The organism is Arsenicicoccus piscis, from assembly GCF_022568835.1.
Taxonomy (GTDB): Bacteria; Actinomycetota; Actinomycetes; order Actinomycetales; family Dermatophilaceae; genus Arsenicicoccus; species Arsenicicoccus piscis.
Genome location: NZ_JAKZHV010000001.1, coordinates 234,468 through 255,672, shown reverse-complemented (window position 1 = coordinate 255,672; position 21,205 = coordinate 234,468). Strand labels below are relative to the sequence as shown.

Here is a 21,205-nt window from a genome sequence, read left to right as displayed (position 1 = left end):
TCAGCGGTTGCGGCCGAACAGCCGCTTGAAGAAGCCGCCGCGCTCCTCGTCCTGCCCGCGCTGCTCCTCGCCCTGCCCGCGCTGCTCCTCGTGGCGCTCCTCCTCGGGAGCCGGCGGGGCGGGCGTGGGTGCGGGAGCCGGGGTGGGTGTGGGTGCGGGCGCTGGGGTGGGCACCGGTGCCGGGACCGGCTCGCCGACATGCTCCTCGGTCACGTCCTCGTCTGTCACGTCCTCGTCGATCGTCGGGGGCTGGTCCTGCGGCTCGGCCGTCGCCGGCTGCAGGCTCGGCGCCGCCGGGACAAGCTCGTCGGCGCTGTGCACCTCGGCTCCGTCGTCGTGGGGCGTCGGCCGGTAGACCTCCTCCTCGACATCGACCACCGCGTCGGCGGCGAAGTCTTCGGCCGGCTGCTCAGTCTCGGCCACCGGCTCAGGCGCGACGCCGAAGTCGTCGGTGGGCTGGTCGGCGTGGGCAGCGGGCTCGGGGGCGACACCGAAGTCGTCGGTGGGCCGCTCGTCCTGAGCCGGCACCGGCTCGGGGGCGACACCGAAGTCGTCGTCGGTGTGGAGCTCGTCCGGCTGCGGCGCGACGCCGAAGTCCTCCGCGGGCTGGTCGATCCGACCGACCGGCTCGGGCGCTGTGCCCAGGTCGCCCGGGTCCGCCTCGGTGGAGGCCGCGACCGGCTCGTCCACCCGTTCTACGGGCTGAGGCTCGGCGACAGGCGCCGCGGACGTCTCGTCCTGCGTCACGGCGGGCGCAGCGGGCTGGGCCAGGTCCTCCTCGGTCAGGTCGACCGGACGGGCGAGCTCACTGTGCAGGCCGTCGCCGTAGTCGATGCCGACGAAGCGCTTCGCCTCCTCGGAGAACGCCCATACGCCCTCGATCGCGGTGAGGGACTGGGCGATACGCAGCGCCTCGGTGCGGTGGGAGCCGTCCGGGTCCGCTGCGCCGGACATGTCGATCATGGTGGTGGCCCCGGCGAGGCGACGGCGGCGCACCATCTCGGGCAGGTAGTTGGCGTAGCGCTCTCCCAGCCCCTCGGCGTCCTCGAACCAGAAGGTGTAGGGGTAGCCCGCCACCGTGTAGGTCAGCTTCAGCGCCGTCTGCTCCGACTGGGTCTGCGTCCCGTCGAAGAGCTGGTCGAGGTGCCCGGTCAACCAGTCCTTGGTCAGCCCGGCCGACTCGACGGCGAACACCATGTGCGGATACGCGTTGCCTGCCATGGGTCCATTGTCCCCGGTCCGGCCGACCGATGCCCAATGGAGCCAGCGGGTAGACCGGTCGCACGGCTCGCGCACGTCCCGCACGCCTTGCGCACACCTCGGCACGACTCCACCTCGATGCTCCACGACCTGGTGCTCCACGACGATGAGACGACAGACGCATTGTTGTCGCACTCCGTGTCGATTCACCCGTTGGCCCTGCTGATCGGGTGAAGGTGCGGGGCGCTCTTCGCGGTCCGGCTTCTGGGGAACGTCCAAAGGTCAGACTGACTACAAAACGTTCCCTTATCTCTACCGAGAGTGACATTGCCATGCTGAAGTCGACGAGGCGCCACGTCCTGCCCGCTGCCGTCGCTGCCGTCGCTGCCGCCAGAGTCCTCGGTGGCGCGCACGTCCCCGTGGCCGGAGCGTCCACCCCGCTCGGTGCCCTGGCTGCTTCCGGTCGTCGACTCCGGCATCCAGGCCAACCACCCCGACCTCGCGGGGCACCTGGTCCCGGGGGTCGACCTGATCAACCCGGCCACCGGAGCGCGCTACGACGGCTACGGCCACGGCACCCACGTCGCCGGGATCATCGCGGCGGCCACCAACAACGCCCGAGGCGTCTCCGGCATCGCGCCGGACGCGCGGCTCATGTCGGTGCGGGTCCTGGACTCCACCGGCGCCGGCTGGTCCTCGACGGTCGCCCAGGGCATCGTCTGGGCCGTCGACCACGGGGCCCGTGTCATCAACGTGTCCCTGGGCGGCGGCTACAGCGCCAGCACCTCGACCGCAGTCTCTTACGCGCGGTCCAAGGGCGCCCTCGTCGTCGCGGCCGCCGGCAACGAGCGGCAGACCGGCAACGCGACCACCTACCCCGCGGCCTACCCGAGCGTGCTCGCGGTGGCGGCGTCCGACAGCTCGGACCGCAGCGCGTCGTTCTCCAACACCGGGAGCTACGTCGACGTGGCCGCGCCCGGCGTCGACATCGTCTCGACCTATCTCGACAGCGGCTACGCGATGATGTCGGGCACCAGCATGGCCGCGCCGTTCGTCTCCGGCGAGGCCGCGGTCCTGCTCGGCGCCCGCCCCAGCCTCACCGTCGACCAGGTCACGGCGGCCCTCACCCGCACCGCGGTAGACCGTGGCACGGTAGGCCGGGACGACCAGTTCGGCGCGGGCATCGTCTCGCCGACCCGCGCGGTGTGCAGCGTGACCAGCTGTCCGAGCACCTCGCGGTGGACCTCCGTCCCGAGCACCGCCCGCAAGGCCAGCACGATCACCGTCCAGGGGCGGGTCGTCAACGCTACCACCGGCGCTGCGGTCGGCGGCGCGAAGGTGCAGATCTGCACCCGCAAGGTCGGCACCACGCCGTGGGTCTGCCGCCCGTTCACGGCGACCTCCACCGGGGTCGTGACCTGGCGCCTGTTGCTGCTCGCGAGCGTCGACTTCCAGCTGCGCACGCTCGCTGCGGCAGGCGTCCGGGCGTCGGTCTCGCCGATCTCAGCGCACCACGGTGCGCTGAGCCGGCTGCGGCCGGCCGCGGACGGTCGCCTCTCCGGCGCGGCCGGTCTGCCGTCGGTTGCGGTGGGTCTGCGGCACAATGTGCGGTGACGCACGGTAGCCAACGCTGCCCGTCGTCGTGACCGTCTGCCGCCCTCAGGAGCACCCGATGTCGACCCCGCGCCTCGCCCCCCGCACCACCCGCACGGTCACCGCCGCGTCCTGCCTCGCGCTCGCGTCGAGCGTGCTCGCCGGATGCTCGGGGGAGCCCGACGTCGAGGCGTCCCAGGTGGCGGCCTCGCGGGCGGCGGCTGCCGTGACCAGTGCGCCGGACGGGAGCGTCGGCGGCCGCAAGGACCTCACGGCAGATCGGTGCACGGCCGACGCCAAGGGCGCCTGGTCCTACACCGCGACGCTCACCAACCACCAGACGACCGCTCAGACCTACGCCATCACGGTGAGCATCGTCGACGGCAAGACCAGCACGGTCTACGGGACGAAGGCGTTGACCGCGACCGTGCAGCCGAAGAAGAGCACCCCGATCAAGGCAGAACGCTTCTACACCAAGCGGATCGAGGGTGCCCTGTGCGTCACGCGGGTCACCCGCAAGGCGGCCTGACGGCTCGCTGCGGACCCCTGCGGCTCACCCGAGGCTCCTGCGGCTCACCCGAGGATCCCTGCGGCGCCCTGCGGCGCCCTGCGGCCCCGGCTCACCCGCCGTCCGGCGCGCGACCGACCAGCTCGAGCAGCTGACTCCACGCCTCGACCTTGGTCCGGGAGCGGCCGGCCCGCCCGCCGCGCTCGATCTCGGCAGCGTCGATCGCCTGCCAGTCCTCGAAGGTCGTGGCGACGATGCCGCGCTCGGCGAGCAGCGCGGTGAGCTGCTCGCGCGACGCCGACGGCGGCGGCAGCACGCCGGAGGCCAGGTCCTCGAGCAGGTGCCGCACGGTCTGCGACGCGTCGGACTTGTTGGTGCCGATGACGCCGATCGGACCGCGCTTGATCCAGCCGACGACGTACTCGCCGGGACGGGCGCTCCCGTCCAGCGCCGTGACCCGGCCCTCGGCGCTCGGGACGATGCCGCGACGCTCGTCGAACGGCACGCCGGGCAGCGGCACCGAGCGGTAGCCGATCGCGCGCAGGACCAGCTGGACGTCGAGCGAATCCGTTGCGCCCGTGCCGATCACGGCGCCATCCTCGTCAAGAGCGGTGTGCTCCAGCACGATTCGCTCGACGGCACCGTCCCCCTCGAGGCGCACGGGACGACGCCAGAAGAGGAAGTGCAGGTGCGCCCGAGGGTCGTCGATCGGCGGCCGCGCCGCAACCTCTTGCAGGAGAGCGACATTCGCCTTGGTGCGCCGGTCGAGCTCGTGCTCGTCGATGCCGTCGAAGGCGCCCTCGCTGACACTGACCTCGAGCCCGGGGGTGTTGAGCAGCTCGCGCAGCTCGACGGTGGTGAAGCTGGCGTGGTGCGGCCCGCGGCGGCCGACGACCCAGACGTCCTTGACCTCGTGGCGATGCAGCTCGTCGAGCACCGGCTGGGGCATGTCGGTCGAGTCCAGCAGCGTGGGGTCCTTGGCGAGGACGCGGGCCACGTCGACGGCCACGTTGCCGACGCCGACGGTGGCGACGCTGTCCACACCCTCGAGCGACTGCTGGCGGGCGTCCGGGTGCCCGCCGTACCAGGCGACGAACTCGCGAGCCGATCGCGACCCGGGCAGCAGCTCACCGGGGACGCCCAGCTGCAGGTCCTCGCTCGCACCGACGGCGTAGATCACCGCGTCGTACGCCGTGAGCAGCTCGGCGTGGGTGACGTCCCGACCGAGCTCGACCATGCCGCGGAAGGACACCTGCGGCGACTCGAACGTGCGGGCGAGCGCGGTGGCCACCGACTTGATGGAGGTGTGGTCCGGTGCCACGCCGTAGCGCAGCAGGCCGTAGGGGGTGGGCAGCCGGTCGTAGACGTCCACGGTGACCGGCTGCTCGGACTGGGCCACCAGCGCCTGCGCTGCGAACAACCCTGAGGGGCCGGCCCCCACGACGGCGACGGCCGGGACACGATCGACAGCGGGGCTGCTGAGGTCGGTCATGGCTCAGGCCATCGGGTGGAGCTCGGGGTCGACCTCGACACCGTCGCCTTCCGCCAGCAGGAGCAGGTAGGACCAGGGCTCCATGGTCAGCTCGTGCCCGTCGTCCAGGGTCACCGTCTCCCCGGTGGTGAAGTCGGTGTAGCGACCAGGAAACAGGCTCTCCTGCAACGTCCCCGACACGGTCTCTGGCGTGAGGTTGAACGCCGCGAAGACCTTGGTGGCCTCGTCCTGACGGACGAAGACGAGCAGCGAGTCGTTGTCGGTGCTCGGCACGTTGACCATCGGTGCGCCGTGCTTGCCGCTCCAGAGCGCGGTGGTCCGGGTGCGCAGGTCGATGAGCCGGCGGTAGAAGTCCCCCATCGGGTGGGCCTGCCACTCGATCGGGTCCTTGTCGAAGAACTTGAGTCGCTTGTCCAGACCGGCCTCCTGGCCGTTGTGGACCAGCGGCATGCCCTTGCTGACCACCGACAGCACGATCGCGGCGTCCAGCGCGGGGCCGAACTGCTCGTACTCCGTGCCCTCCCAAGCGTTCTTGTCGTGGTTGGAGACGAACAGCATGCGGATCGAGTCGCGCTGGTAGGCCTTGGCGTCCCAGGCGTAGTAGACCCGGAGCGCATCGACACCCGCCTTGCCGTGCGCGATCTTGTGGAGGGTGTCGTTCCAGCTCCAGGCGTAGGTCATGTCGAAGGCCGCCTCGTGCAGGTCGCGCGCCTCCCACTCGGCCAGCATGAAGACCGGCTTGACCGTGTCCAGCTCGGCGCGGACCTGGTCCCAGAAGTCGGTGGGCACGAATCCCGCGACATCGCAACGGAACCCGTCGACGTCTACGTCCTCGACCCAGTAGCGCATGGCCCGGGTCATGTACTCGCGCAGGTCGCGGCTGCTGTAGTCGAGGTCGATGATGTCGTCCCAGTCCCACCACGGGGTCGGGCTGAAGTCACCCTTGTAGTCCCTGGCGTACCACTCGGGGTGCTCGGTCACGAGCACGTTGTCCCACGCGGTGTGGTTGGCCACCCAGTCGAGGATGACCTTGAAGCCCTGCTCGTGAGCGGCGTCGACGAAGGCCTTGAGGTCCTCGAGCGTGCCGAACTCCTCGTTGACCCCGTAGTAGTCGCGCACGGCGTAGGGGGAGCCCAGCCCGCCCTTGCGGTTCTCGACGCCGATGGGGTGGATCGGCATGAGCCACAGGATCGTGACGCCGAGGTCCTTGAGCCTAGGCAGGTGCTCGGTCGCGGCGCGGAACGTCCCCTCGGGGGTGAACTGACGCGTGTTGATCTGGTAGATAGTCGCGTTGACCGACCACTCGGGGTGCTCGATGCGAGTCTCTGGGGCGGGGGCGTAGGCGTCTGGCTTCACGGGCCCCAGCCTGGCATCTCGACGGCGGGACGTGCCACCGGGCGCGAGCGCCGGGGTGCAGATCAGCCGCTGGATCACGCGGTAGATCACCCGCGCGAGCCGCGGATCGTCCTACGATCGGGGACGTGACCGACGCAGCGAAGCAGCTCGAGCAGATCAAGGCCGGCTACACCGTCTCCGGGCCCACCCTGGACCTCGGGGCCGCAGTCATCGACGGCACCGCGCATCCCGACGTGCAGGTGGGCATCCCGCTCGCGGTGCTCAACCGCCACGGGCTCGTCGCCGGTGCCACCGGCACGGGCAAGACCAAGACGTTGCAGCTGATGGCCGAGCAGCTGTCGGCAGCCGGCGTGCCGACCTTCCTCGCCGACATCAAGGGCGACCTGTCCGGCATCGCCTCGCCCGGGCAGCCGAGCGACCGCACAACGGCACGGGCCACCGACGTCGGCCAGCAGTGGACGCCCACCTCGTGCCCGACCCAGGTCCTGTCGCTCGGCGGCCTCGGCAAGGGCTCCCCGGTCCGGGCGAGATCACCAGCTTCGGCCCCACGCTGCTGTCCAAGGTGCTCGGGCTCAACGACACCCAGGAGTCCAGCCTCGGACTGGTCTTCCACTACGCGGACTCCAAGGGCTTGGACCTGATCGACCTGAAGGACCTGCGCGCCGTCATCACCTACCTCACCTCCGACGAGGGCAAGGCCGAGCTGAAGTCGATCGGCGGCCTGTCCAGCCAGACGGCCGGGGTCATCCTGCGCGAGCTGGTGACCTTCGAGAACGAGGGCGCCTCGGTGTTCTTCGGCGAGCCGGAGTTCGACACCAACGACCTGCTCACCGTGGGCTCCGACGGTCGCGGCATCGTCTCGGTGCTCGAGCTGCCCGCCGTGCAGGACCGCCCCAAGCTGTTCTCGACCTTCCTCATGTGGCTGCTCGCCGACCTCTTCCACGACCTGCCCGAGGTCGGCGACGTCGACAAGCCCAAGCTGGTCTTCTTCTTCGACGAGGCGCACCTGCTCTTCGACGACGCCAGCAAGGACTTCCTCGACTCGATCGAGCAGACCGTCCGGCTGATCCGCTCCAAGGGCGTCGGCGTGTTCTTCGTGACCCAGTCCCCGAAGGACGTGCCCGCCGGCGTGCTCGCCCAGCTCGGCAACCGGGTCCAGCACGCGCTGCGCGCGTTCACCCCGGACGACGCCAAGGCGCTCAAGGCGGCCGTGTCGACCTACCCCAAGACCGACTACGACCTGCAGGCGCTGCTCACCTCCCTCGGCACCGGCGAGGCCGTGGTGACCGTGCTGTCCGACCGTGGCGTCCCGACCCCCGTCGCGTGGACCCGCATGCGCGCCCCGCAGTCGCTGATGGCCCCCACCCCGGACGCACAGCTCGACCAGATCATCGCGACCCAGCCGATCGCCGCCAAGTACGCCGCCGCCGTAGACCGTGAGTCGGCCTACGAGAAGCTCACCGCCCAGCAGGCGGCTGCGGCGCAGGCATCCGCCCAGGGAGGCGCGCAGCCGCCCGCCGGGGGAACCGACGGCGGTCTCGCCGCGGGCGCCGGTGTGGAGGCCGAGGCCCCCATCGAGGTCAAGGCACCCAAGGAGGAACCCGGGATCGTCTCCCAGGTCATGGGGTCGGCCGCGTTCCGCTCCATGATGCGTTCCGCCGGCACCCAGATAGGCCGGGAGATCACCCGGTCGATCTTCGGCACCGCCCGGCGCCGCTGATCGGAGCAACCTAGGAGGACCCATGTACTACGTGGTCGAGGCGGAGGCCCGCCTCTCGCTCACCGACGCTCTCATCGACGACCTCATGTCGAGTCTGCAGGACGTCTCGCCCAGCCTCGGGGCAACGCCGTCGGACAGCACGGCGATCACCGTGACCCTGCAGGCGGACAACCTTCCGCAGGCCCTCGCCACGGGCTACGACGTGGTCGGATCGGCCTGCGCACCGGCGCCGCTGATCGGTCTGTCGGCTCTGCCGGAGGGCGTGCGCGACGCCCGCGAGGGGTTGACGAGTCTGTCGGGCCACCGCGCAGGGCGCTCACGGGTCGTCCGCTGAGCTGACCCTCTACACCACCCGCATCTGCCAACCCCAAGCCCGGTAAACAACAAGGCCCGAACCCCCTCATAGGGGTTCGGGCCTTGCAGATGTCCTGAGACATCACACGGCGGAGGATGGGGGATTTGAACCCCCGAGGGTTTTATCCCAACACGATTTCCAATCGTGCGCACTAGGCCACTATGCGAATCCTCCGTCGACGAGGGTAGCGGATCCCCGGCCCCCGCTCCCAATCGGTGCGGCCCCGACGGGTGGGCCCGTCACGAGGGGGCGAAGCGCCGGCCGAGGGCGAGGGCGGCCGTGCGCACCGCCAGACCCGACCGGTCGAGCAGCCGCGCGCTGATGCCCGACACGGAGATCGCCCCGACCACGTGGCCGCCACCGTCCAGGACCGGGGCGGCCGCGCAGAGCAGACCCACGGTCGACTCCTCCCGGTCGAGCGCCACGCCGCGCTCGCGGATGGAGCTCAGCTCTCGGGCGAGCAGCCCGGGCGTCACGATGGTGCGTGGTGTCAGGGCCGGCAGACCGGCGGCGACCCGGGCGGCCACCACCTCGGCGGGGGAGTAGGCGAGCATCGCCTTGCCCAGGCCGGTGGCGTGGGCGGGAGTCGGCCGCCGATGCGCGACGGGAGCCTGGGACCGCCAGGCGTCCGCAGGATCTGCAGGTAGACCACCTCGACCCCTTCCAGCACGCCGAGGTGCACCGTCGCGCCTGTCGCCGCCCGCAGGTCCTCCATGTAGGGCAGCGCCGTCTCCCGCAGGCCGCGCTGTCGCGGGACCAGCTCGCCGAGCTCGAAGAGCCGCAGCCCGAGCCGGTAGCCGCCGTCCACGCGCTCGAGCAGACCCAGCTCGACCAGCTCGGCACACATCCCGTGCGTGGTCGAGCGGGGCAGGCCGGTGGTCCGGGACAGGTCGGCGAGGGACCGGACCGGGTGGCCGGCGTCGAGGGCCGACAGGATGTCGCTCGCTCGACGCAGCACGGAGGGCGGAGTGTCCCGCTGAGTGGGATGCACGGGTTGATTGTGCTGGCAGCGCTGGGGAAGAGTCCAGGTCGAGACGGCAGCTCGGGACGTGTGCCAGGGCGCGCCGTCCCGTCCACCGCGCAGGTCGCCTCCGACCTGGACCGGCCCAACCGAAGGGAGCACCATGGACTCCTTCGCGCGCGAGAGCGCCGCGCAGGCCCTGCTCGAGGCGTACGAGACCAAGATCCCGATCGCGCCGCTCACCGACACCCACGAGGGGATGTCGCTGGACGACGCGTATGCGATCCAAGAGCTGCAGACGCGTCGACGCCTGGAGGAGGGGCGAGTCCTCAAGGGGCACAAGGTCTGTCTGACCAGCGCGGCCACGCAGCGCCAGCTTGGCGTGGACCAGCCCGACCACGGCGTGCTCTTCGACGACATGTTCTTCCTGGAGCACGCGCCGATCGAGGCGGGCCACTACCTCGCGCCCAAGGTCGAGCCCGAGATCGCGTTCGTCCTGCGGTCACCGCTCGCCGGCCCCGGGGTGACCGTCGTCGACGCCATCGGCGCCGTGGACTACGTGCTGCTGGCGCTGGAGATCATCGACAGCCGGATCCGTGACTGGAGGATCACCATCCTCGACACCGTCGCCGACAACGCCAGCTCGGGCGGCTTGGTCCTCGGCTCCACCCCCACCCGGCTGGGGGACGTCGACCTGCGTCTCGTCGGAGTGAACCTGCACCGCAACGGCCAGCTCGTCGCCACCGGCGCCGGCGGGGCCGTCCTCGGCTCGCCCATCAACGCGCTCGTGTGGCTCGCCAACACGCTCGGCCCGCGCGGCGTGACGCTGGAGGCGGGTGCCGTCGTGCTCCCCGGGTCGATCACCGCCGCTCAGGCAGTCGACCCAGGAGACACCGTCACCGCCACGTTCTCCGGGCTCGGTTCGGTGACAGCGCAATTCGCGCCAGCGCCCTCGACCTCGGAGGTCCGCTGAGATGTCCGTAGACCGTCCGCAGGCCTGGGACGTCGAGTCCGTCGCCGCCGAGCTGCTCGCCTGCGAGGATGAAGTGCGCGACCGCTCGCCGTTCACGGATGACTGGCGAGAGCTCGACGTCGCCACGGGCTACCGCATCCAGGACCGCACCCTGGAGCAGCGACTGGCCCGCGGCGAGACGCTCGTCGGTATGAAGCTCGGGCTCACCTCCCGCGCCAAGCAGCGTCGCATGGGCGTGGACACGCCGTTCGTCGCATGGCTCACCGACGCGATGGTGTTGCCCGCCGGGGACCCGGTGCCGCAGGGCCGGCTCATCCATCCCCGCATCGAGCCCGAGATCGTCTTCGTCATGGGACGTCGGTTGCAGGGTCCGGGGGTGACGGTGGCCCAGGCCATGGCGTCCGTCGACCAGGTGCTCGGGGGTGCCGAGATCATCGACTCGCGCTACCGCGACTTCGCGTTCACCGCGGGCGACGTCATCGCCGACAACGCGTCGTCCGGCGCGTTCGTCACCGGGCCGATCGCCTTGTCTCCCTGCAACATCGACCTCTCGACCGAGGGTGTGCTCGTCGAGGTGGACGGTGCCGTCGTCGACTCGGCGACCGCGGCGGCGGTGCAGGGTCACCCGGCTGAGGCGCTGGCGCTCGCGGCCAACGAGCTCGCCTCGCGGGGCCGGGCGATCGAGGCCGGCTGGATCGTCCTCACCGGAGGTATCACCGACGCCGTCGTCGCCCGGCCGGGGTCCACCGTGTGGACGCACTTCGCGACGCTGGGGTCGATCTACCTCAGCGGTGGCGGGGAGGCGACCTCCTAGCGCCCGGTCCCTCTTTCTGTTCTGACCTGCCTGTACTACTATCACTAGTACAGAAGGAGGGAGGGTGGCCGATGGACATCGAGGTGGACCCGCTGTCGCCGGTGCCGATCTACCAACAGATCCGTGACCGGATCGTCGAGGGCATCGGTGCCGGCCACCTGCACCGTGGCGACGCGCTGACGTCGGTCCGTGCGCTGGCCTCGGCCTTCGCCATCAACCCCGCCACCGTGGCCAAGGCCTACGAGTTGCTGCGGTCCGAGGGGTTGGTCGCCACCAACGCCAAGTCGGGCACCTTCGTGGCCCGGGACCGCACCGGCGAGCCCCCGTCGCCGCAGTTCGTCGAGGACTGGACCGGGCGGGCCTACACCCTCCTTGCCGAAGGGCGCGCTCGAGGCCTGTCGACCTCGTCCATCCTGGAGGTCGTGGAGCAGCTCAGCGCTCGCGTCGATGCGGGCGCGTCGTCAACCGTGTTGCAGGAGTGAGGGTCTCGCTATGGACTGGCTTCTTGTCGCTCTCGCGCTGTACCTCGGCGCGATGCTGCACCTGATCCCACGGATCTCTCGGCCCACCGTGCCTCTCGGGGTGTCCGTGCCGAGCGATCGCCTCGACGACCCGGCCGTCACCGGCGCCCTGACGCGTTATCGACACCTCGTCGTCGATGTCACCGTGCTCTGCCTCGTTTTGGGGCTGGTCCTCGCCCGAGTCCGGGTCGACCTGGCGTTCCTGATCGTGCCGCTCGTCCAGCTCGTGCTCGGCGCAGTCGCCTACGTCCGGACGCGCCGGTCGATCATCGAGGCCAAGCACCGACACGGTTGGTACGTCGGCGTGCCTGTGCGCGTAGCGGCCAGCGTCACCGAGACGTCCTCCGGCCAGGTCCGCTGGGGGTGGTATGCGCTGGCGCTGGCCATCGGGTTCGCCGGCCTCGGCTACGGCATCAGCGTGTATGGGAGGCAGCCCGATCCCTATCCCACGCACACCGGACCCCGGGGTGTGCCCGACGCCTGGGGCCCCAAGACCTATTGGAACGTCCTCGGACCGCAGGGCATCGCGATCGCGATGGTCCTGCTGTTCGCCCTGCTCGCCTGGGCGGTGTCGATCGCCCCGGTGCGCGTCCTGCCCGACGGCGACGTCGCCGCCGGGACCAGACGCGCCCGGAGCACCCGGGCCATCACGCAGTGGATGCTCAGCACCCTTGTTGTCGTCATCGCGGCAGGGATCACGATCTTCGAGGTCCAGACCTGGAACGGCATCACGGGCACGCCGAGCGTGGTCGCGATGGTCGCCTTCCTCGGCGTGACTCTCGGGGTCTGCGGTGTGGGGGTGTGGAAGTCCGTCGTCCTGTCCACCGAGCAGGGTCAAGCGCAGCACGAAGCAGCCACGGCGGCTCGCGCGCAGGGTCGACGACCCGCGCCGCAGTCGCCGGACGACGACCGGTTCTGGAAGGGCGGGCTGCTCTATGACAACCCCGACGACCCCAGCGTCTTCGTGCCCAAACGCGCTGGTGTCGGCTACACCGTCAACGTCGGCAGCCTCTGGGGCAAGGTCTTCCTGCTCGCGCTGGCGCTCCTGGTCCTCGGCAGCCTCCTGCTCCCGCTGCTCGTCCACTGAAGGATTGGCCCGTAGCGCGGCCGCTCACCTACACTGGCACCCGGACCCCTCGTGCGGTGGTACCTCACCCAACTCCCCCAGGGCAGGAATGCAGCAAGGGCAAGTGAGCTCTTCCAGGTGTGCGAGGGGTTCTTCGCTGCCCCGACCAGGTGGATCGCCGCGCGCGTGAGAGTGCACGAGCGGGAGCGCCTGTGAGTTCTGGAGGGGGCCTGTCAGTGGGGGCGGCTAGTGTCTGATCCGTGACCACCGCGCTCTACCGCCGCTACCGACCCGAGACGTTCGCCGACGTCATCGGGCAAGAGCACGTGACCGAGCCGCTGATGCAGGCGCTGCGCACCGGGCGGGTCAATCACGCCTACCTGTTCAGCGGCCCGCGCGGCTGCGGCAAGACGACCTCGGCGCGCATCCTGGCGCGCTGCCTCAACTGCGAGCAGGGCCCGACCGACACCCCCTGCGGCACCTGCGAGTCCTGCGTGGCGCTGGCGCGTGGCGGGCCCGGCTCGATCGACGTCATCGAGATCGACGCGGCGTCGCACGGTGGCGTGGACGACGCTCGTGACCTGCGCGAGAAGGCGTCCTACGGGCCGGCTCGCTCGCGCTACAAGATCTACATCATCGACGAGGCGCACATGGTGACGCCGCAGGGCTTCAACGCGCTGCTCAAGATCGTCGAGGAGCCGCCCGAGCACGTGAAGTTCGTCTTCGCGACCACGGAGCCCGAGAAGGTCATCGGCACGATCCGCTCGCGCACCCACCACTACCCGTTCCGGCTCGTCCCGCCGGCACGCCTGCACGACTACCTCCAGCAGCTGTGCGACGCCGAGGGCGTGTCCGTAGCCCCTGGCGTGCTGTCGTTCGTCGTGCGCGCCGGCGGTGGCTCGGTCCGTGACTCGCTGTCCGTCCTGGATCAGCTCATGGCGGGTGCCGGTGACGACGGGCTCACCTACGAGCGGGCGGCCGCCCTGCTCGGCTTCACCGACGTCGAGCTGCTCGACGCGACGGTCGAGGCCCTCGCGGCGGGCGACGGCGCCAGCGTGTTCCAGCAGGTCGACCGGGTCATCGAGTCAGGTCAGGACCCACGTCGCTTCGTCGAGGACTTGCTCGAGCGGTTGCGCGACCTGATCATCATCCTGGCCGTCGACGACGGCGCCGCCGCCGTGCTGCGCGCGGTGCCCGAGGACCAGCTGGAGCGGATGCGTCAGCAGGCCGCGTCGTTCGGGGCGGCGGCGCTGTCGCGGGCGGCCGACGTGGTCAACGCCGGGCTCACCGAGATGACCGGCGCCACCTCGCCACGCCTCCAGCTGGAGCTCATCTGCGCCCGGGTGCTGCTGCCCGGGGCGGTGGGTGAGCAGGGCTACGCCGCCCGCCTCGACCGGCTCGAGCGGCGCGTCGAGCTCGGGGCTGTGGCTCCGGCCGGCCCGTCCGGCGCTGCGGGTGCTGATCGGTCGATCTCCTCGCCGGGGCTCCGCTCGGTCGAGGGTGGTGCCGGGCCTGGCGCTCAGGGTCACAGCCAGGACCAGGTGCCCGCGCCGGCAGACGCCCCGGGGCCCACGCACGGTCAGGGCCGAGACGGTCAGGGGCAGGGCGGTCGGGATCAGGGCGGTCATGGTCAGGGCGGCGAGGGCCAGGGGATCGGCCAGAGCCAGGGCGGCCAGGGGGCCGGCCAGGCACCTGGTCAGCGTCAGGCACCCGGAGCAGAGCGGAGCCAAGGGCAGGAGCCGAGGCAGGCGCAGGAGCCCAGCCAGGCGCAGGGCGCAGGAGCCGGGCAGGCTCCAGCCGGCGCTCGATCGGGCGCCGCGGGCGGTGGTGCTGGTGCGGGCGGCGCTGCTGCGGGTGCGGGCGGTGGCCGACAGGTCGACACCGCCATGCTGCGCCGGGTGTGGCCGGATGTGCTGGCCAAGGTCTTCAGCATGCGGCGGGCGACCTGGACGATGCTGTCCGAGCACGCCCAGGTGATCGACTACGACGGCCAGCGCGTGCTGCTCGGCATCTCGACGCCGGGCATCGCCAACGCCTTCCGCACCAACCGTAACCACGCCGAGCTGGTCCGCCAGGCCCTCATCGAGGTCATCATGGTCGACGCTCGCGTCGAGGCGGCGCCGATGTCGGAGCTGGGCAACCAGCACGCCCAGGGTGGTGGCAGCCCGGCTGTCGGCGGACCGGGCGTGCCCGCCGAAGGGCGGGCCTCCGGCGGAGCTCCCACCGGCGGCGCCCCGACCGGCGGCAACGCCTCGGGCCGCGGGGCTGGGCCGGGGGCGCCCGCGACCCGGACACCAGCACCGGCGGGTATCCCCGGTGAGGGAGTCGACATCGGTGGCGGCCGCGGCTGGTCGACCGGTGGCCAGGCTGCGCCCGACTGGGCTGGTGCTGGCCGGCCCGGTGCATCGACGGGGCCAGCAGCATCGCGCGCTCCAGCTGCACCGGGGGCCCCAGGTGCTCACGCCGACCCGGACCCCGAGGACGACGAGCCCGAGGGGGCCTGGCTGCCGCCTGAGGAGGCAGGCGCACGGGCAGGCGCGCCGGGGGCCGGCGGCGACTCCGGTGACTCTGCCGGCGCCCAGGCCGGAGACTCGGCCAACGACGACGGCGAGTTCGCCAACGACAACCGCGAGTCCGCCAACGGCGCCGAGCACTCCGTCGACCACGCTGACGGCTCAGATGACGACTCAGACGACGATTCCGACGACGACGACTCCGACGACTCCGACGAGGCGCCCGGTGGACCCGGCGCACCGACGGGGGTCGGCGCCCCGCCGGGCAGCCCGGCGCAGAGCGCACCCACCGAGTCAGCCAGCCCGCAGCAGCGGCGCGCCTGGGACCGGGTGCAGGCGCAGGCGCGCACAGCCCGCGAGCGGCTCACCACGCCCGTCGTGGACGACACGGCGGTCAGCGACGACGACGAGAGCATCGCCGACGTCGACGCCGGGCCGCGGGTCATCACCAGCGTCCTCGGCGGCACGATCCTGCACGACGAGCAGACCGACAGCTGAGCGGGGGCACGGGCCGAGCAGCCCCGGCAGCAGCCCAGGGCGCTGCCCCCAGCGCCACCCGCCCTGCCGCGAGCCGTGCGGTCTGCGACATGGGGCCTGGAGCCCTGTCGGGCCTACACGCCGTCCCGGGACTACGCTCACCCACGAGACTGGAGTTGCCGCCACGGCACCCACGCACCAGAGCCAGTGAGGTCGTTATGTTCTACGAGGTCGTCCACGGCGTCCTGAAGCCGCTGACGCACGCGATCTACCGACCGACCGTCACCGGCCTCGACAACGTGCCCCGCACCGGCGCGGTGATCCTGGCCAGCAACCACCTGTCCTTCATCGACAGCTTTGTCATCCCGCTGGCGGCGCCGCGCCAGGTGCACTTCCTCGCGAAGGCGGAGTACTGGGCCGGCACGACCCGTGCCGACCGGATGCGAGCCGCCTGGTTCGAGGCGGTGGGCGCCGTGCCGGTCGACCGCGACTCGGCCCGCGCGGCCCAGGACAGCCTCGACACCGGACTGCAGATCCTGCGTGAGGGCAAGGCGTTCGCGCTCTATCCCGAGGGCACCCGCTCGCGCGACGGGCGGCTCTACCGCGGGCGCACCGGGGTGGCCTGGCTGGCGCTCACCGCCGGCTGCCCGGTCGTGCCGGTCGGCCTGCTCGGCACCCAGGACATCCAGCCGATCGGGTCCCGGCTCCCGCGCCTGGCGAAGGTCACCGTGCGGTTCGGCAAGCCGATCCAGGTCGCGGGCCGCTACGACTCCATGCCGCAGGGCCGGGCCCGCCGCGAGCTGACGGACGAGGTGATGGAGGGCATCCACCACCTCACCGGTCAGGTGCTCGCCGGGTCCTACAACGAGCGTCCCCCGGGTTCGTAGCGCCAGGGAGCGGGGGACTGTCGGCTCGGGGGACTAGGGTGGTCCTCGTGTACGAAGGAGCGGTCCAGGACCTCATCGACGAGCTCGGGCATCTGCCCGGGATCGGGCCCAAGAGCGCCCAGCGGATCGCGTTCCACCTGCTCGCTGCCGAGGAGGGCGAGGTGCAGCGCCTCGTGGAGGTGCTGTCGGTGGTCAAGTCGCGGGTGCGCTTCTGCACCGTGTGCGGCAACGTTACCGAGGCCGAGCTGTGCCGCATCTGCGCCGACCCCCGCCGCGACCAGGGCCTGATCTGCGTCGTCGAGGAGCCCAAGGACGTCGTGGCGATCGAGCGCACCCGCGAGTTCGCCGGCCGCTACCACGTGCTGGGCGGAGCGATCTCACCGATCGACGGCATCGGCCCGGGCGACCTGCGCATCACCGAGCTGATGGCCCGGCTCTCCGAGACGGCCATCACCGAGATCATCATCGCGACCGACCCGAACCTCGAGGGCGAGGCGACCGCGAGCTATCTGGCTCGCCAGCTCGCGCCGTTCGGGTTGCGGGTGTCGCGGCTGGCCTCCGGCCTCCCGGTCGGTGGCGACTTGGAGTACGCCGACGAGGTGACCCTCGGACGGGCGTTCGAGGGAAGGAGAATGCTCAGTGCCTGACACCAGCCTGGCCGACGACCCGACCGTCACGATCATGCAGGACCTGCGTGCGGTCGCCGACACCACGTCCGTCGAAGCCCGCCACTTCCTGGAGGCCGTCACCGAGGTCGCCTCGGGCGCGTCCCCGGACACCGCGATCCCGGTGCTGCTGCTCGGCGTCTCGCAGGTGCTGGTCGCCGGCGCCCGCCTCGGCGCGATCGAGGACGTCGTCCCCACCGAGCGCTTCGAGCCCGACGCCGGGGCCGACCCCGACATCGACCCCCTGCGCGACGGGCTCGCCATGGTCTTCGAGGGCCTCGACGACTATGTCGACCTGGTCGATCCGGTCACCTCCCAGGAGCTCACCCAGGGCTCGCTCTCCAACGACCTCGCCGACATCTGCACCGACCTGCTCCACGGTCAGCGGCACTACGAGAGCGGCCAGGTCGTCGAGGCGCTCTGGTGGTGGCAGTTCAGCTACCTGTCCTCGTGGGGCGAGCGAGCGGCCGCGTGCCTGCGCGTGCTGCAGGCGATCGTCGCCCACATCCGGCTGGACGCCGACGAGGACATCGTCGCCGAGGCCGAGTTCGACGCGCTGCACCCCTGATCCGCTGAGCTCGACGCGACTGATCCCGTGAGCCGCTGAAGCCAAGCACCCTGCAACCGTGAGCCGCCAGCGGTAGCGATTCACCCAAGAGGCGCAACGGCCTGCCGCGTGCCACGATGACGAATCGATTCGTCGTGGATGCCAGGGAGGTCACATGCGTGCGCCGACTATCCGTGACGTCGCCGCGATGGCGGGGGTCGCGGCCTCCACGGTGAGCGTCGTGCTCAACGAGGTCCCCGGCGCTCGCGTCAGCACCGACACCCGCCGCCGGATCCATGAGGCCGCCGCAGTCCTCGGCTACACCGCCAACCCGCACGCGCGCAGCCTCCGCTCGGCCAGCTCGCGGTCGAGCGTGGCGCTGATCAACGACCGGATCGCCTACGAGCCCTACGGGGGCGACCTGATCCGCGGCGCCCAGGAGGCCTGCCAGCGGCTCGGCGCCACGCTGCTCGTCCTCAGCACGACCGGTGACCCGCAGCGCGAGCAGGAGGCGCTCGACTATGCGCGCGCCCAGCGCTACACCGCCGTGGTACTTGCGTCCCTCACCCACGTCGAGCGTGAGCTGCCCACGAGCGTCGGGTCCGGCCGCGGCCGCCGCGGGCTGAACCTCGTGCTCGCCAACGCCCGCCCGTCCGGCGACAGCGCAGACAGCGCGAGCGGACCGCACATCCCCTACGTGGTCCCCGACGAGCGCAGCGCCGGTCGGGCGGCGGCCACCGAGCTGCTCGCTGCGGGCCACCGGCAGATCGGCGCCCTCATGGTCGGTCCCTGCCTTCCTGGCGTAGAACGACTGGCCGGGTTCGCCGAGGCCCTCGCCCACGCGGGGCTCAGCCTCGACCCCGAGCTCGTGGTCACCCTGGACGAGATGGAGGCGACGGCGCACGGGGGCTACGCTGTCGCGAGCCGGCTGCTCGACCGCCCCGGCCACTCGCGGCCCACCGCGCTGTTCTGCTTCAACGACCGGATGGCGATGGGGGCCTACCGGGCGGCGGCCGAGCGTGGGCTGCGCATCCCCGACGACCTGTCGGTGGTGGGCTACGACAACCTCGAGCCCATCGCCGACTCGCTCTACCCCGGCCTGACGACGATCGCCCTGCCCTACTGCGAGATCGGCGAGCAGGCGGTCGAGATCGCCCTCGACCGCGAGCACCCGGCGCACACCCCCGGGTCCAGCGCCGTCGTGCTGGACTGCCCGCTGGTGTGCCGCGAGTCGGTCGCACCGGCTCCCATGGCACACGCCCAACCGTCCTCCCGAAACCCATTGACGCTCAAGGAGACTCCATGACCGACCAGCCCACCCCCGACGGCATCGTCCACCTCCGCACGGACGACGTCTCGGTGCTCATCGACCTGCGCGAGGGCCGGCTCCCGGCGATCGTGCACTGGGGGGCCGCGATCGGTGACCTCGACGAGCAGCTGGCCGCCGGGCTCAGCGACGCGAACGTCCCGCTCATCGGCCCCAACACCGTTGACGAGCCGATCCGGCTGGCGATCCTCCCCGAGCACCACACGGGCTACATCGGTCGTCCCGGGATCAGTGGCTCGCGGGACGGAGCGGCCTGGTCACCCAAGCTGGTGACGACGTCGGCGACCGTTGACGGGGCGGACATCGGGTCGTTCCACCAGAGTGGTCCGGGGGTCCTCACCGTCGAGTCGGTGGACCAGGCGCAGCAGCTCGCGGTCACCCTCACCCTCGAGCTGCTGCCGAGCGGGTTGCTGCGCACCCGCGCGGCGCTGCGCAACGACGGCGAGCGCTACACCCTCGACGACCTCGTCATCGCCTACCCCGTGCCCGCGCAGGCCACCGAGCTGCTCGACCTCGCCGGCCGCTGGGGTCGCGAGCGGGTGCCGCAGCGCTCGCCGTTCGTCGTCGGCACGCACCTGCGCCATGGGCGCAAGGGACGCACCGGCGCCGACGCCGCCACCGTGCTGCACGCCGGCACAGCAGGATTCGACTTCGCGGGCGGTGACGTGTGGGCGGTGCACACCGCCTGGAGCGGCAACCACACGCACTACGCCGAGCTGACCTTCGACGAGCACCGCGTCATCGGCGGTGGCGAGCTGCTGCTGCCCGGCGAGGTGCGTCTCGAGTCGGGGGAGAGCTACGAATCCCCTTGGGTCTACGGCAGCTTCGGCGTCGGGCTGGACGCCGTGGCGCACCGGTTCCACCGCTACCTGCGCTCGCGCGAGCACCACGTGGACGCCGACCGACCCATCACGCTCAACGTGTGGGAGGCGGTCTACTTCGACCACGACGCGGACCGGTTGATCGACCTGGCCGAGCGCGCCGCGGCCATCGGGGTCGAGCGCTACGTGCTCGACGACGGCTGGTTCGGCTCGCGCCGCGACGACCACTCCGGCCTCGGTGACTGGGTGGTGAGCAAGGACGTGTGGCCCGACGGCCTGCACCCTCTCGTCAACCGGGTGCGCGAGCTCGGCATGCAGTTCGGGCTCTGGTTCGAGCCGGAGATGGTCAACCCCGACAGCGACCTCGCGCGCGAGCACCCCGACTGGATCATGTCCGCCCGCGAGGAGTGGCCGGTCCTGTCGCGCTTCCAGCAGGTCGCGAACCTCTCGATCCCCGAGTGCTACGCCCAGATCCGCGACCAGATCTCGGCCCTGGTGGCCGAGTACGCCATCGACTACATCAAGTGGGACCACAACCGTGACCTGATCGAGGCGGGCAACCAGCAGTCCGGTGGCACCCCCGCCGTGCACGCCCAGACCCAGGCGGTCTACCGGCTGATGGGCGAGCTGAAGGCCGCCCACCCCGGTCTCGAGATCGAGTCCTGCTCGTCGGGTGGCGCCCGCGTCGACCTCGGCATCCTCGAGCAGACCGACCGCGTGTGGGTCTCGGACTGCATCGACCCGCTGGAGCGCCAGCAGATGCTCCGCTGGACCAGCCAGCTCCTCGCTCCGGAGCTGATGGGCTCGCACATCGCGTCGGGTCGCTCGCACACCACCAACCGCAATCACGACCTCAACTTCCGTGCTGCCACAGCGGTTTTCGGCCACCTCGGCATCGAGTGGGACCTCGCCGACGCGTCCGAGCGCGCACTCAGCGAGCTGCGGGCCTGGCTGGACTTCTACAAGCAGCACCGCGGGTTGCTGCTCGGCGGTGACCTGGTGCGGATGGACGAGCCGGGCGACGGGGTCTTCGTGCACGGCGTCGTCGCCCCGGACCGCAGCGCGGCCATCATGGCGTTCGTCCTCGTGTCCTTCCCGCTCGCGGACCCCGCGCCGCGGCTGCGCTTCCGGGGGCTGGACCCGCAGCGCCGCTACCGGATCCGGCCGTGCCTCGTCGGCGCCGCCCCGGCGGGCTTCGTGGCGCCGCTGTGGTTCGGGGGCGAGGCGCTGGCCGAGCCCGAGCCGGTCGACCCGGCCCACCCCTACCCGGCGCTGCAGGAGGCCGCGAGCTACCCCGGCATGGTCATCACCGGCGCCGCACTCGAGGCCGTGGGGGTGCAGCCCCCACGCATGAGCCCCGACCAGGTCACCCTCTTCACCATCGAAGCCGAGCACGAGTAGGAGGAACG

16 protein-coding genes, 1 tRNA gene, 1 other RNA gene and 2 pseudogenes are annotated in these 21,205 nt (G+C 71.5%); 15 read left to right on the top strand and 5 right to left on the bottom strand.

From position 1 onward, the window contains the following. Nucleotides 1-1,221: a hypothetical protein gene (locus MM440_RS01275; RefSeq protein WP_241441389.1), complete on the bottom strand. Its 1,221-nt coding sequence runs from the start codon at nt 1,219-1,221 to the stop codon at nt 1-3. 423 nt (nt 1,222-1,644) lie between these two features. Here MM440_RS01275 and MM440_RS01270 point away from each other — a divergent pair, with 423 nt between their 5' ends. Together MM440_RS01270 and MM440_RS01265 are read left to right on the top strand one after the other, a co-directional pair. Next, the gene (locus MM440_RS01270; RefSeq protein ID WP_241441388.1) at nt 1,645-2,814 is read left to right on the top strand and encodes a S8 family peptidase; all 1,170 of its coding nucleotides are present in this window, start codon (nt 1,645-1,647) and stop codon (nt 2,812-2,814) included. A gap of 58 nt (nt 2,815-2,872) precedes the next feature. Further along, the gene (locus tag MM440_RS01265) at nt 2,873-3,322 is read left to right on the top strand and encodes a hypothetical protein (RefSeq protein WP_241441387.1); all 450 of its coding nucleotides are present in this window, start codon (nt 2,873-2,875) and stop codon (nt 3,320-3,322) included. Between the two features lie 91 nt (nt 3,323-3,413). On the opposite strand, the gene MM440_RS01260 is transcribed toward MM440_RS01265, so the two are convergent. Both MM440_RS01260 and MM440_RS01255 read right to left on the bottom strand, forming a co-directional pair. Further along, on the bottom strand, nt 3,414-4,793 hold the full coding sequence (locus MM440_RS01260) for an FAD-dependent oxidoreductase (RefSeq protein ID WP_241441386.1): 1,380 nt from the start codon (nt 4,791-4,793) through the stop codon (nt 3,414-3,416). A 3-nt stretch (nt 4,794-4,796) separates the two neighbouring features. Beyond that, the gene (locus MM440_RS01255; RefSeq protein ID WP_241441385.1) at nt 4,797-6,149 is read right to left on the bottom strand and encodes an alpha-amylase family glycosyl hydrolase; all 1,353 of its coding nucleotides are present in this window, start codon (nt 6,147-6,149) and stop codon (nt 4,797-4,799) included. 116 nt (nt 6,150-6,265) lie between these two features. Here MM440_RS01255 and MM440_RS01250 point away from each other — a divergent pair. Both MM440_RS01250 and MM440_RS01245 read left to right on the top strand, forming a co-directional pair. After that, nucleotides 6,266-7,869, top strand: a pseudogene (locus MM440_RS01250) (helicase HerA-like domain-containing protein). A 22-nt stretch (nt 7,870-7,891) separates the two neighbouring features. Further along, complete coding sequence (locus MM440_RS01245; RefSeq protein WP_241441384.1) at nt 7,892-8,203, top strand: hypothetical protein; 312 nt, start codon at nt 7,892-7,894, stop codon at nt 8,201-8,203. 110 nt (nt 8,204-8,313) lie between these two features. On the opposite strand, the gene MM440_RS01240 is transcribed toward MM440_RS01245, so the two are convergent. Beyond that, nucleotides 8,314-8,398, bottom strand: a tRNA-Ser gene (locus MM440_RS01240). Nucleotides 8,399-8,463: 65 nt separating this feature from the next. Further along, nucleotides 8,464-9,350, bottom strand: a pseudogene (locus MM440_RS17540) (IclR family transcriptional regulator). On the opposite strand from MM440_RS17540, the gene MM440_RS01225 reads away from it, so the two are divergent. The 11 genes from MM440_RS01225 to MM440_RS01175 all read left to right on the top strand — a co-directional run bounded on the left by MM440_RS01225 (nt 9,349) and on the right by MM440_RS01175 (nt 21,197). Continuing rightward, complete coding sequence (locus tag MM440_RS01225; protein ID WP_241441381.1) at nt 9,349-10,158, top strand: 2-keto-4-pentenoate hydratase; 810 nt, start codon at nt 9,349-9,351, stop codon at nt 10,156-10,158. The pseudogene MM440_RS17540 and the gene MM440_RS01225 overlap by 2 nt on opposite strands. A 1-nt stretch (nt 10,159) precedes the next feature. Further along, a complete protein-coding gene (locus MM440_RS01220) occupies nt 10,160-10,972 on the top strand; it encodes a 2-keto-4-pentenoate hydratase (RefSeq protein ID WP_241441380.1) in 813 nt (270 codons plus the stop codon). A gap of 71 nt (nt 10,973-11,043) precedes the next feature. After that, the gene (locus MM440_RS01215) at nt 11,044-11,454 is read left to right on the top strand and encodes a GntR family transcriptional regulator (RefSeq protein WP_241441379.1); all 411 of its coding nucleotides are present in this window, start codon (nt 11,044-11,046) and stop codon (nt 11,452-11,454) included. Between the two features lie 10 nt (nt 11,455-11,464). After that, nucleotides 11,465-12,580, top strand: a complete 1,116-nt coding sequence (locus MM440_RS01210; protein ID WP_241441378.1) for a DUF1648 domain-containing protein — start codon at nt 11,465-11,467, stop codon at nt 12,578-12,580. 39 nt (nt 12,581-12,619) lie between these two features. Beyond that, an RNA gene (gene ffs, locus MM440_RS01205) (signal recognition particle sRNA small type) lies at nt 12,620-12,718 on the top strand. Nucleotides 12,719-12,819: 101 nt separating this feature from the next. Further along, on the top strand, nt 12,820-15,570 hold the full coding sequence (locus MM440_RS01200; RefSeq protein WP_241441377.1) for a DNA polymerase III subunit gamma and tau: 2,751 nt from the start codon (nt 12,820-12,822) through the stop codon (nt 15,568-15,570). Between the two features lie 197 nt (nt 15,571-15,767). Further along, the gene (locus tag MM440_RS01195; RefSeq protein ID WP_241441376.1) at nt 15,768-16,436 is read left to right on the top strand and encodes a lysophospholipid acyltransferase family protein; all 669 of its coding nucleotides are present in this window, start codon (nt 15,768-15,770) and stop codon (nt 16,434-16,436) included. Between the two features lie 47 nt (nt 16,437-16,483). Continuing rightward, a complete protein-coding gene (gene recR, locus MM440_RS01190) occupies nt 16,484-17,083 on the top strand; it encodes a recombination mediator RecR (protein WP_241441375.1) in 600 nt (199 codons plus the stop codon). Next, nucleotides 17,076-17,669: a DUF5063 domain-containing protein gene (locus MM440_RS01185; protein ID WP_420914115.1), complete on the top strand. Its 594-nt coding sequence runs from the start codon at nt 17,076-17,078 to the stop codon at nt 17,667-17,669. The genes recR and MM440_RS01185 overlap by 8 nt, the downstream gene beginning before the upstream one ends. A 154-nt stretch (nt 17,670-17,823) precedes the next feature. Further along, on the top strand, nt 17,824-18,954 hold the full coding sequence (locus MM440_RS01180) for a LacI family DNA-binding transcriptional regulator (protein WP_241441374.1): 1,131 nt from the start codon (nt 17,824-17,826) through the stop codon (nt 18,952-18,954). Then, nucleotides 18,951-21,197 (top strand): alpha-galactosidase, encoded by a 2,247-nt coding sequence (locus MM440_RS01175; RefSeq protein WP_241441373.1) that lies wholly within the window; start codon nt 18,951-18,953, stop codon nt 21,195-21,197. The genes MM440_RS01180 and MM440_RS01175 overlap by 4 nt, the downstream gene beginning before the upstream one ends. Nucleotides 21,198-21,205: the final 8 nt, after the last annotated feature.